The 12,277-nt window shown below is 71.0% G+C and carries 8 protein-coding genes; 3 read left to right on the forward strand and 5 right to left on the reverse strand.

What is annotated here, in order from left to right; all coding sequences use genetic code 11:
- The first annotated feature begins 317 nt into the window (after positions 1 to 317).
- Both D7Y21_RS36295 and D7Y21_RS36300 read left to right on the forward strand, forming a co-directional pair.
- The gene (locus D7Y21_RS36295; RefSeq protein ID WP_121718124.1) at positions 318 to 1,850 is read left to right on the forward strand and encodes a serine/threonine-protein kinase; all 1,533 of its coding nucleotides are present in this window, start codon (positions 318 to 320) and stop codon (positions 1,848 to 1,850) included.
- On the forward strand, positions 1,819 to 2,541 hold the full coding sequence (locus D7Y21_RS36300; RefSeq protein ID WP_121718127.1) for a tetratricopeptide repeat protein: 723 nt from the start codon (positions 1,819 to 1,821) through the stop codon (positions 2,539 to 2,541). The genes D7Y21_RS36295 and D7Y21_RS36300 overlap by 32 nt, the downstream gene beginning before the upstream one ends.
- Before the next feature lie 70 nt (positions 2,542 to 2,611).
- Here D7Y21_RS36300 and D7Y21_RS36305 read toward each other — a convergent pair whose 3' ends face one another.
- The 3 genes from D7Y21_RS36305 to D7Y21_RS36315 form a co-directional block, all read right to left on the reverse strand.
- A complete protein-coding gene (locus D7Y21_RS36305; RefSeq protein ID WP_120562247.1) occupies positions 2,612 to 3,145 on the reverse strand; it encodes an FHA domain-containing protein in 534 nt (177 codons plus the stop codon).
- An 89-nt stretch (positions 3,146 to 3,234) separates the two neighbouring features.
- Positions 3,235 to 4,089 (reverse strand): RimK family alpha-L-glutamate ligase, encoded by an 855-nt coding sequence (locus D7Y21_RS36310; protein ID WP_121718125.1) that lies wholly within the window; start codon positions 4,087 to 4,089, stop codon positions 3,235 to 3,237.
- A 76-nt stretch (positions 4,090 to 4,165) separates the two neighbouring features.
- Positions 4,166 to 5,773, reverse strand: a complete 1,608-nt coding sequence (locus D7Y21_RS36315; RefSeq protein ID WP_120562245.1) for a serine/threonine-protein kinase — start codon at positions 5,771 to 5,773, stop codon at positions 4,166 to 4,168.
- Positions 5,774 to 6,011: 238 nt separating this feature from the next.
- Here D7Y21_RS36315 and D7Y21_RS36320 point away from each other — a divergent pair, with 238 nt between their 5' ends.
- Complete coding sequence (locus D7Y21_RS36320; RefSeq protein ID WP_121718126.1) at positions 6,012 to 10,619, forward strand: lamin tail domain-containing protein; 4,608 nt, start codon at positions 6,012 to 6,014, stop codon at positions 10,617 to 10,619.
- 138 nt (positions 10,620 to 10,757) lie between these two features.
- On the opposite strand, the gene D7Y21_RS36325 is transcribed toward D7Y21_RS36320, so the two are convergent.
- Together D7Y21_RS36325 and D7Y21_RS36330 are read right to left on the reverse strand one after the other, a co-directional pair.
- Positions 10,758 to 11,402 (reverse strand): TetR/AcrR family transcriptional regulator, encoded by a 645-nt coding sequence (locus tag D7Y21_RS36325; protein ID WP_120562243.1) that lies wholly within the window; start codon positions 11,400 to 11,402, stop codon positions 10,758 to 10,760.
- 19 nt (positions 11,403 to 11,421) lie between these two features.
- A partial coding sequence (locus D7Y21_RS36330) for a metallophosphoesterase (protein WP_147469472.1) occupies positions 11,422 to 12,277 on the reverse strand: 856 nt, incomplete at its 5' end.

Genomic DNA, 12,277 nt, shown 5'->3' on the forward strand with positions numbered 1-12,277 from the left:
CTCCGCCCCCTTCGCGGAACGGGAACACGAACGGGAACACTCCCCGTGCCCCCCGGTGCCTGACGACCTCCGCCCACGTTGACCCGCCGCATCCAAGCGGCGACCATCTTGCGCCGGGGGATTTGGACGGGAGTGGGCTGTATGGAGAAGTATTTCAATGTCCGTGGACTCAAGGTGCGCAGTCGCCGCACATGCCACCTGTCCATCCGGTACACGGCGGGTGAATCGTCACGTGCCGAAAGTTTTTCCGCTTCACGCGCGATAGATGCCCTCCCCTGGGTTGCAGGGTCGCCTCGGCATGGAAACCTGATCCCCCCATGGGCACCGACGACCTCCTCGCTCACACAGTCCTGTCCGAATCGGGTGACGCCGTGACCGACGGTGGCGGAGCGCCAGTCGTGATGTCACCGGCCGGACAGGAGGCCCAGGAAGGCGCGGTGCTGGGCAACTACCAGCTGGAGAAGCTGCTGGGCGAAGGGTCCATGGGCCGCGTGTTCCAGGCGCGGCACGTGCGGCTGGGGCGCCAGGTGGCGCTCAAGGTGCTCAAGCCGGAGCACGCGCGGGACAGCTCGTTCGTGCAGCGCTTCTTCCAGGAGGCTCGCACCGTCAATCAGATCAACCACGAGCACATCGTGGAGGTCTTCGACTTCGTGGACGAGTCGCCCGACGGGCACGTCTACTGCGTGATGGAGCTCTTGCGCGGGCAGAGCCTGGCGGCGCTCCTGAAGGAGGAGGGGCTGACGCTGGAGCGCGTGCAGCGCATGGGCGTGCAGGTGTGCGCGGCGCTGGGCGCGGCCCACCAGGTGGGCGTGGTGCACCGGGACATCAAGCCGGACAACCTCTTCATCACGCAGCGCTCCGGGCAGCAGGACTTCGTGAAGGTGTTGGACTTCGGTGTGGCGAAGCTCATCACCACGCAGACGGGCGTGAGCCTCACCGGCACGCTGGACGGGACCATCATCGGCACCCCGGCGTACATGGCGCCGGAGCAGGCCGCGGGCCTGCCGGTGGACGCGCGCGCGGACATCTACGCGGTGGGCAACATCCTCTACGAGATGCTCTCCGGCCACCCGCCCTTCCAGGCGCCGGCCTTCGGGCAGCTGGTGGTGCAGATCATCACCCAGCCGCCGCCGCCGCTGCCGTCGCACCTGCCTTCGGGCGAGCGCGTGCCGCTGGAGCTGGCGCAGTTGGTGATGCGCTGCCTGGCGAAGGAGCCGGAGGGACGGCCCCAGCAGCTGGCGGAGGTCACCACGGCGCTGCTCCTGATGCCCACCGCGCCGGCGCCGGAGCCGCGCACGGATGCGTTGGTGGTGGAGGAGGCGGAGCGGCCCACCCTGCGCATGCGCGTGCCGGGCCTGCTGCGCTCCCGGCGGCTCCAGGTGTCCGTGGGGCTGGCGGCGCTCGCGCTGGTGTCCGGCATCACCACGTGGAAGGGGCTGCACTCGATGCGCGCCTCCCAGGCCGGGCAGGCTCCGGCGGTGGTGGCGTCCGCCACGGAAGCGGCCGCGCAGGGGACACCCGCGGCGGGCGCGGCGGACGCGGTGACGCTCACGGTGAACTCGTCGCCGCCGGGCGCGAAGGTGGTGCGCGTGGACACCGGCGAGGAGCTGGGCGTCACACCGCTGACGAAGGCGCTGAGCCGGAAGGCCGTGCCGCCGCAGCTGCGCGTGGAGCTCGCGGGCTACGTCCCGCTGGAGCGGACGGTGGAGCTGAAGCAGGGTGCCGCCGCCGCGGAGCTGTCCGTGCCGCTGGTGAAGGCAAGCGCGGGGCCGCGCCGAGCCCCCGCGCGTGCGCCGGGCCGCAAGGGAGGAAGCAGGGATGCGGTCATTGATCCGTTCGCGTCGCAGTGAGCCCAAGGCCCTGAGCCTGGCGCTCGCGCTCGCGCTGGGGACGCCGTTCCCGGTGGTGGCGGCGGAGGCGACGGCGACCGCAGTGGACGACCAGGCGCGGGAGAAGTTCTCCGAGGGCAACCTGGCGTACGACCTGGGCGAGTTCGACCGGGCGCTCAAGGCCTTCAGCGAGGCGTACCGCATCAAGCCGCTGCCCGCGTTCCTCTTCAACATCGCGCAGTGCCACCGGCAGCTGAACAACCCGTCGCGCGCGTCCTTCTTCTACCGGCGCTACCTGTCGCTGTCGCAGGGGGAGCCGGCCAACGCGGACGTGGTGCGCGAGCTCGTCGCGGAGATGGACGCGAAGGCGCGCGTCCAGGAGGAGCAGCGCCGGGAGCGCGAGCGCTTCGCCAGGGACCGCGAGCTCCAGAAGGCGCGGGAGCAGGCCGCGCTGGCGGAGGCGCGCGCCAACGAGGCGAAGCTCGCCGCGAATCCGTCCTCCGCGCCGGAGAAGAACGGGGCCTCGGAAGCCCTGGCCATGCAGGTGCCGGACGCGTCCGTGAAGACGGAGGCGGGCGCCTCCAAGCCGTGGACGCGCCGCTGGTACGTCTGGGCGGGCGCGGGCGCGGTGGCGCTGCTCGCGGGCGGCGCGGTGTGGGTCGCCACGGCGCCGAATCCCCGGGACACGACGCTCGGCACCGTGGGGCGGTAGGCGGCTTCGCAGCGCCGCCCGGACGTTCGCGACACGATCGGCGGCGCGGGCGAGGCAGCCCGCGCGGGCCTCAGCGCTGGGGCGGTGTGGCGGCCTGCGCCAGCACCTGCGCGGCGATGCGGCCGATGCGCGCGTGGAACGAGGGGGCGTCGTGGAAGGTGAGGCGCACGTCGCCCACCTTCAGCTCGTCGCCCGTGCGTAAAAGGCGCGGTTGTTCCGCCTCCAGCGCCTCTCCGTTCACCGTCACCGGCCGCGACTGCGCCAGCCGCTCCACCTTCCAGCCGCCGTCCGGCGAGGGGTGCAGGGCGAACTGCTCGCGAGACACCGTGGCGTCATTGACGACGAAGGTGTTGTGCGACGCGCGCCCCAGCTTCAGGGGGCCGCGGTCCGCCACCCCCATCAGCTCGAAGCACAGCGCGTCGCCCGCGGGCAGGCAGTCGCGCAGGTCCATCATGGGCAGCCGCGTGGCCGCCACGTTCTGCTCCTCGGGGACGTTCCACGCTCCCGCCTCCCACACCAGCCACGCGTGCGGGTACTTGGCGTTGAACTTCTCCTGGAGTGCCATGTGCTGCCGGATGAGCAGCGAGAGCAACAGGGCTCGCATGGCCCAGTCATAACCCCATCCGCCGCTTTCGCGTCGCACTGACGGCGTTCCAGGTGTCCACGAGTGGGCGAATGCGCCAGCCCGAAAGGCTACAACCGGGCAATGACGGCCTTCGCCATCCGCTCCGCCGCGCCCGCGTCCATGGGCAGGAAGAGGCACGGCTCCGTCACCTCCACCTCCTGAAGCCGGGTGCGCCCTTCGTTGTCCGTGGCCACGTCCACGCGCGCATACAACAGCCGAGCGCCTCCGGATGCCTCCATCACCTCGTGCGCCATCCGCTGCTCCGCCGCGTTGTCCGGCGTGAAGCCGTGCGGCTCCGCGAAGCCCCGGGGCGCGGTGGTCAGCGTGGGCGGGCGGCGCACCGCGTGGCTGAAGACGCCGTTGAAGAAGATGTACGAGCGCTCGCCCTCCGTCTCGAAGGCGCGCAGGTAGGGCTGCACCATCACGTCGCCCTCCTTCGCCAGCTCCGCCACCTTCGCGCTCGCGTCGTCCCACTGCTCGCGCCGGACGATGAAGACCTTGAGCCCGCCCGCCGCCACCGCGGGCTTGAGCACCACCGCGTCCCAGCCGCGCTCGCGCGCCGTCGCCGCCACGTCCAGCATTCCGCCGGGTGGCACCCAGACGGTGGGCGTCAGCGGCAGGCCGCGCGCCTCCAGCGTCTTCAGGTAGCCCTTGTGCGTGTTCCACCGGAGCACGTCCGCGGGGTTGAACAGCCGCGTGACGCTGCCCACGCGGTCCGCCCAGGCGACGAACTCCTCGCGGCGCAGGTGGCTGTCCCAGGCGTTGCGCACCACCGCCGCGCGGACGCGGCTCCAATCCACGGTGGGGTCGTCCCAGATGACCGGCTGCGCATCCAGGCCCAGCGCCCGCAGCGCGGGCACCAGCGGCGCGTCCAGCGGGTTCAGCTGCGGCAGTCCGGCGTAGGTGATGACGGCGATGTCCAAGGCGGCGGGCTCCAGGCGACAGGAAACGCGCCGCGTTCTAACGCGCTCCCGTGCCCCGCGCAGCCACGCCCCTGGGTCAGGCCAGGCGCGCGAGCGGCGGCTTCCCCACGGCCGCCGTCTCCACGGTCTCCTGCGTCAGCTGCTCCGCCAGCGCCTTCGCCTCGCGCGCCACCCGCCCCAGCTCCCCCTGGCCGTGAGGGAAGGGGGCCGCGGGGCCGTCCAGCGCCAGCAGCTGCTGCCGCAGCGCCGCGCCGTTGGGCGTGCGCTTCTCCGGGTCCTTCTGGAGCAGCTGCATGACGATGAGGTCCAGCGCCAGCGGCACCGCGGGGTTGAGCTGCGAGGGCGGGACGACCTCCTGGTCCACCGCCGCGCGCAGGAGCACCTCCTCCGAGTGGCCGCTCAGCGCGCGCCGGCCGGTGAGGGCCTCGTGCAGCGTGAGCCCCAGGGCGAAGAGGTCCGCTCTCCCGTCGATGTCCTTGCCCATGGCCTGCTCCGGCGCCATGTAGCCCAGCTTGCCGCGCACGCTGCCCGCCACCGTGAGGTTCGCGCGCACCGCGTCCCGCGCGATGCCGAAGTCCGACAGCTTCACCTCGCCAATGCGCGACACCAGGACGTTGGGCGGGTTCAGGTCGCGGTGGACCAGCCGCAAGGGCACGCCGTCCGTGCTGGTGCGCCGGTGCAGGTAGTCCAGCGCGGACGCCAGCTCCGCGGCCAGGAACGTCGCGGCGGACAGGGGCAGCGGCCGGCGGTTCCGCGGCTTGAGCAGCGCGCTCAGGGGCAGCCCGTCCACGTACTCCATGGCCAGGAAGTAGGTGCCGCCGTGGCGGCCCAGGTCGAACACCTGGACGATGTTGGGGTGGTAGAGCGACGAGCACAGCTCCGCCTCGCGCCGGAACATGGTCACGAACGCCGCGTCGTCCGCGTACGACGGCAGGATGCGCTTCAGGGCCACCTGCTTCTCGAAGCCGCCCTCGGGCGAGTACGTGGCCCGGTACACCTCCGCCATGCCGCCCGCGCCCACGCGTTCGTGCAGCACGTACTTGCCCATGACCTCCTGTTCGCGCAGCGCCGCGAGCGCGCTCCGCGTGCGCTCCAGGAAGTGCCGCGCCAGCGTCGCCGTCAGCGCGCCCGTGGCCACGAAGAAGAACGCGCGCACGCAGATGAACAGCGGCCCCAGCGTGACGAGCGGCTCCTCCGGCAACAGCGGCCGCACGAAGCCGAAGTAGAGCGCCAGGTACTCCGCCGCCACCAGCGCGCCCGCGGCCAGCCCCAGGCGCGGGTTGCTGCGCAGGCCCGCCAGTGTCACCAGCGTGCCCCAGATGACCAGCGTGGGCGCGGTGAGCGCGTACACCGGACCCTTGAAGTGCAGGTCGAACGCCAGCACCACCGCCGGGATGCTCACTTCAATGAAGACGTTCAGCCACGGGATGGCCGGGTGGAACGCGCCGGAGCGCAACACCCACCACATGCAGCCGTAGTAGCCCGACAGCACCGCGGACAGCCCCATCAGCGCGAGCGTCAGGTCCCAGCCCATCGCGGGCCCCAGCGCCGAGGCCACCACCACGCAGATGGCGGACAGGATGCTCATGAAGCGCGCCACGGACAGCTCCCGGGCCTGCGCGTCCCGCCGCAGGTGCGAGTCCAGGAAGCGCGACACGGTGCTGGATGGATTCCGGGTAATCATGTCCCCCCCACTCTAGAACGTGGCAGGACGCGTCATCCGCCTGCTCCCCCACACGTTGGGTGTGCTCCTACCATACCTTCCGCCACACGGAATGCCCTTGGAGCCCCACGAAGTGGACTTCAGGGGTCAGGTATCGCTGAAATGTTGCACCCCCACCCCACGCCGCATGCGAGGCACGGGGGGTTTTCCTCGTCGCACCTGGTCCTTCTTCAAGCACTGCCTTCGGGCAGGAGGCTTCATGCGCAGCTCCCCCCGTCTATTGCTGGCCGCCCTGGGCGCGGTCCTTCTGTTGGGCAGTGCCTGCAGTTCAGATCCAGAGGTCAATGCGGTCTGCGGTGACGGAAAGAAGGAAGGCGCGGAGCAGTGCGATGACGGCAACACCCGGGGTGGCGACGGGTGCGAAGCGAACTGCACCCTCCCGGGTGCGAAGTGTGGTGACGGCGTCAAGGCACCCACGGAGGCGTGTGACGACGGCAACACCATGGGAGGCGACGGGTGCGAGGCGGACTGTACCGTCACGACCACCCAGACGGTCCAGTGTTGGGCCACGCCTCCCGCGCCGCTCGCGAACGGCGCCACCTGTGCGGTGACGAAGGAGGGCACGGCGGGCAAGCTCTTCACGGGCATCGTGCTCAAGGACGGGCAGACGCTGGTGGGCGGCCAGGTGCTGGTGGACGCCCAGGGCGTCATCACCTGCTCCGAGTGCGACTGCTCGAAGGCGGCGGGCGCCGCGGAGGCCACGGTGGTGACGTGCCCCACGGGCGTCATCTCCCCGGGCCTCATCAACCCGCATGACCACATCACCTACCCGAACGCGCCGCTGGCGAGCACCAGCGTGGAGCGCTACGAGCACCGCCACGACTGGCGCACGGGCAAGAACAATCACACCGAGCTGGCAAACAAGGCCAACTCCAAGGCGGACGCGATCCGCTGGTCGGAGCTGCGCCAGGTGATGGCGGGCACCACCGCCATCGCGGGCGCGGGCGGGCAGGCGGGATTCCTGCGCAACATGGACACGGGCGGCTCCGCGGGCATCGCGAACCAGGAGGGCCTGGGGATGCCGTACGCGGACTCGGACACCTTCCCGCTGGGTGACACCGGCGGCAGCACCCTGTCGGACGGCTGCTCCTACTCCTCGTTCCCGTCCTCGGCGACCATCACCAGTCGCACGTCGGCGTACCTGCCGCACATCGCGGAGGGCATCGCGGCCACGGCTCAGAACGAGTTCCGCTGCTTGTCCACGGGCGGCGGCAACGTGCTGTTCCCGCGCTCGTCCATCATCCACGGCGTGGGCCTGACCGCCCGGGAGATCTCGGAGATGGCGGCGCACGGCACCGGCCTCGTCTGGTCGCCGCGCTCCAACATCTCGCTGTACGGCGACACGGCGATGGTGACGGCCTACAAGCGGCTGGGCGTGTCCATCTCCCTGGGCACGGACTGGATCCGCTCCGGCTCCATGAACCTCCTGCGCGAGCTGGCGTGCGCGGACCACCTCAACACCACGCGCTACGCCAAGACCTTCACGGACGAGGACCTGTGGCGCATGGTGACGGCCAACGCCGCGGACGCGGTGGACATCTACGAGCGCGTGGGCCGCATCGCCCCGGGCAAGGTGGCGGACCTGGCCATCTTCCGCGTGGGCGCGAACGCGGCCTCGCCGTTCCGCGCGGTCATCACCGCGCAGCCGGCGGACGTGGTGCTGACGGTGCGCGGCGGCAAGCCGCTCTACGGCGACCAGGCGCTGGTGGACGGCCTCAAGGGCACGGACGCCTGCGACGCGCTGGACGTGTGCGGCACCCAGAAGGCCGCGTGCGTGAAGTCGGAGATTGGCCAGACGCTGGCGCAGTTCCAGAGCTCCACGGACACCCAGGGCCTGTACCCGCTGTTCGCGTGCGGCACCCCGGAGAACGAGCCCACCTGCGAGCCTTCGCGCAGCGCGGTGAACACCAGCTTCCCGGTGGCCGCCGTCAACGGCTCCACCGTCTACACGGGCGTGGCGAGCGCGGCGGACGCGGACGCGGACGGCATCGAGGACGCCGTCGACAACTGCCCCACCATCTTCAACCCCGTGCGCCCCATGGACAACGGGCGGCAGATGGACACGGACGGCGACGGCGTGGGTGACGCGTGCGACCCGTGCCCCCTGGAGGCGGGCACCACCGCGTGCCAGGCCTTCCGCGGCGAGGACGACGACCACGACGGCGTGCCCACCTGGAAGGACAACTGCCCGTTCGTGGCCAACGCGGACCAGAAGGACACGGACGGCGACGGCAAGGGCGACCTGTGCGACGGCTGCCCGAATGACGCGGCCACGTGCTCGGTCGCGGACCCGTCCGACTTCGACTACGACGGCGTCTCCAGCGCCACCGACAACTGCCCGCTCGTGGCAAACCCGGACCAGAAGGACACGGACGGCGACGGCTTGGGTGATGCGTGCGACTTCTGCTCGGGGACCGTCCTCGCCGGCGGCGTGTGCGCCACCAGCGTCTACGACGTGAAGGCGACGCCCCGCTTCGGCAACCAGTCGCTGGTGAACATGAAGATGGCGGTGGACGACGTGGTGGTGACCGCGGTGGATGTGAAGGCGGACCGCGGCTACTGGGTGCAGGTGGCGAACTACCCGGCTGGCAAGGGCGTGGAGGACTCCGGCCTCTTCATCTACAGCCCCAAGTCCGACGTCGCGGTGGGCGACAACATCCGCGTGGAGGGCACGCTGAAGGAGTACTTCGGCCTGCTGGAGGTGATTGACGGCAAGGTGACGAAGCACAGCGCGGCCAACCCGCTGCCGGCCCCGGCGGTGGTGCGCACGGAGGACATCCGCACCAACGGCCCGAAGGCGAATGCGCTGGAGGGCGCGCTGGTGGAGGTCCGCAACGTCTTCAACACCCGCCTGGAGAACGACAAGCGCGAGTTCATCGTGGACGAGAACAAGGCCGGCAACCCGGCGTCCTCGGGCCTGATGGTGGATGACCAGTCCTTCGCCTATGCCCCGCAGGTGCTGGGCACGGAGTACACCACGCTGCGCGGCGTGCTCACGTTCACCTTCGGCGACCACAAGCTGCTGCCCCGGAGCGCGGCGGACATGGTCATCCCGCTGCCGCCCCTGCCGGCGCTGACGGGCTTCACGTCCGGCGGTTTCGCGCGCGTGGGTGGCACCCGGGCCATTCCGCAGCCCCTCACCGTGACGATGGCGAACGCCTACCCGGTGGACGTCACCGTGACCCTTTCCTCCAGCGACGCGGCGGCCCTGTCCGCGGCGGGCGGGCAGGTGGTCATCCCCGCGGGCCAGACGAGCGCCACGGTGGCGCTCGAGGCGAAGGCGGAGGCGGCCTCGGTGACCCTCACCGCGACGCTGGGCACGTCCTCCCAGACGGCCGAGCTGCGCGTGCTGGGTGAGAACGAGGCGGCCAGCGCCGCGGACCTCACCCCGGCGACGCAGGGCGTGGCGCAGGGCGGTACCGCGCGCTTCACCGTGACGTTCGACCGGCCGGTGCCGGCGGGCACCACGCTGGACGTGGCCGTGGCGCCCGCGGGCTTCGGCACCATCACGGCCCAGGCCGTGACGACGGACGCGCTGACGGCCACCTTCGACCTGACGGTGGGCGAGACCAGCACTGGCTCCGGCACGGTGACGCTGGGCACGCTGAGTGCCACGGTGAACGTCATCACGGACGTGCCGCGGCTCTCTTCGCTCACCCCGTCCACCGCCACGGTGAACGCGGGCGCGCAGCAGGTGTTCACGGTGACGCTGGAGTCCGCTCCGACGGAGCCCGTGCAGGTGCTGCTGGCGCTGACCTCGCCGGCCACGCCCTTCGGCGCGCTGTCCGCCACGTCGGTGACGTTTGGCGCGGCTCAGACGACGGCGACGGTGACGTTCACCGCCGCCGCGGACGGGGAGGGGACGGGCGCGGTGTCCGCTTCGCTCAACGGCATCACGCGCTCGGCGCAGCTGACCGTGCTGCCTCCGCCCGCGAAGCTCGCCAGCGTCACGCCGGACAAGGTGACGGTGACGGTGGGCACGACGCAGACGTTCACCGTCACGCTGGACCGCAAGGCCACCGCGGGCGGCGCGGCCGTGGATGTGGCGTTCAGGCCCGCGGAGCTGGGCTCGCTGGCGGCCACGACGGTGACGGTGCCGGAAGGTCAGACGACCGCCACCGTCGTCTTCACCGCCACGGAGACCACGGGCGAAGGCGAGCTCACCGCGTCCTACCAGGGCGTGACGAAGGAGGCGGCCGTGACGGTGGCCCCGCCCCAGGGCCACGTCGTCATCAGCGAGTTCTGCGGCGGCACCTCCGCCAACGCGTCGGACGAGTTCATCGAGCTCTACAACCCCACGAACGCGGAGGTCGACATGAGCGGCTGGAAGGTCCAGTACCGGGCCGCGGGCGCGACCTCCAAGTACGGTCAGTCCGCCGAGCTGCCCCAGGGCGCGAAGATCAAGGCGCACGGCTACTACCTGGTGGTCGGCAGCGCCTACTCCCTCGCGGTGGAGAAGGACGCGTCGTATTCGTTCAACACGTCCGCCAGCACGTCGGGCGGCGGCCACGTCCGCCTGGGCACGGCCGCCATCGGGCAGGAGGACAACGACGCGAACGCCATCGACACCCTGGGCTACGGCACGGGCGCGGCTCCTGAAGGCGGCCACGCCGCGCCGGCGCACCCCGCGTCCGGCGGCAGCCTGGAGCGCAAGGCCCGGGCGTCCTCCACCTCCGCCACCATGGGCGTGGGCGGCGCGGACGAGCTCGCTGGCAACGGCCAGGACACGGACGACAACGCGGCGGACTTCGTGCAGCGCGCGACGCGCCAGCCTCAGAACTCGTCGAGCCCCACCGAGACGCCGTAGTCCCGGCATCCCGCCCCGCTCCCTTCACCCGAGGGGAGCGGGGATGAAAGCCTCCCTGAAATGAAAAACGCCCGGTCCCTCGCATGGGGGACCGGGCGTCTGTTCTTCCGGGCCGCCCGGCCCGGTGGGGTCAGCGCATCAGGCCATGGGGCCGCGCACGTGGAGGCCGCCGGAGAGGATTTGATCCAACGACGCCATCAGCGGGTCGTAGTTCACGGCGGCGCGGAACAGGTTGTGGTGCAGCAGGATGCCCAGGTAGCCGCCCATCATCGTGTGGGCCATGTGCAGCGGGTCCACCTCCTGGCGGAACTCCTGCCGCTTCTGGCCGTAGCGGATCATCCCCGCCAGCACCGCCACGTAGAGGGAGATCTTCTCGCGCAGCGCCTCCGCCACGCGGTCGTTGGACTCCGCGGACTCGGCGGACAGCATCCCGAAGAAGATGCCGTATTCGCGGTGGTAGCGCAGGAACTGCGACGTGCGCGACACCACGAACACCAGCTGCTCCCGGCCGGTCAGGATGCGGCGCTCGGCGAGCAGCGGCGCGAACTCCATCAGGTAGCGCTGGTGCAGTTCATCGATGGCCGCCAGGAGCAGGTCTTCCTTTGTCGGGAAGTGCCAGTAGAGCGCGCCCGGCGTCATCCGGATGGCTTTCGCCAGGTCCGACATCGTCGTCGACAGGTAGCCCCGCCGAGCGAACAACGTGATGGCGGCCTCCAGGATTTCGACCCGCGTTCGCGCGGCCCGTTCCTGTTTGATTTCGCGCTTCGCTGGTTCCTTGCTCATTTCCGGGTAAATCTACACCTCACGCCAGGAGCGTCACCTTAACGATTTCAGACGGCGAGGCGACGCGCAGGGGCGGGCCCCAGAAACCGGTGCCCCGGCTGACGTAGAGGTGGTTGTCGCCGTCCTGGAAGAGGCCGGCGTCGTGCTTCCAGATGGCGGAGACGGCGACGGTGAACGGGAAGAACTGCCCGCCGTGGGTGTGTCCGGACAGTTGCAAGCCCATGCCCGCCTTCGCGGCCACATCCCAATTGGATGGTTGGTGTGCGAGCAGCACCGCGGCGCGGTCGGGATTCCGGCCCTGGAGGGCGGCGTCCAGGTTGTAACCCTTGGGGCCGTTACGCATGGACCAGTCGTCCACGCCCACCATGTCGAACGCGCCGCCCGCGTCGCCAATGGTCACGTGACGGTTGCGCAACACGGTGACGCCCAGGCCGGTGAGCGCGTCCGCCCAGGTGCTGGCGTTCCAGTAGTACTCGTGGTTGCCGGTGATGAAGTGCGTGCCCGCGCGCGCCTGGAGGTTCTGGAGCGCGGCGACGGAGTGGCGCAGGTCCGCCACCGTGCCGTCCACCAGGTCGCCGGTGATGGCGACCAGGTCCGGCTTGAGCGCGTTGGCCCGCCGCACCAGCTCGTCCATGAAGCGCCGCTGGATGATGGGACCCACATGGATGTCGCTCATGTGGACGATGGTGAAACCATCCAGCGCCTTGGGCAGGCCGGGCAGCCGCACCGCGACCTCGTTGACCACGGGCGGATGGAAGGCGCTCCACATGCCGTAGCCGGTGAGGCCGCCCGCCGCGAGCGCCGCGCCGCCCGCGGTGGCCCTCGCGAGGAACACCCGGCGCGCTTCGTCCACGGGGGGCACCGGGGGCACGGCG

Source organism: Corallococcus sp. AB045, from assembly GCF_003668895.1.
Classification (GTDB): domain Bacteria; phylum Myxococcota; class Myxococcia; order Myxococcales; family Myxococcaceae; genus Corallococcus; species Corallococcus coralloides.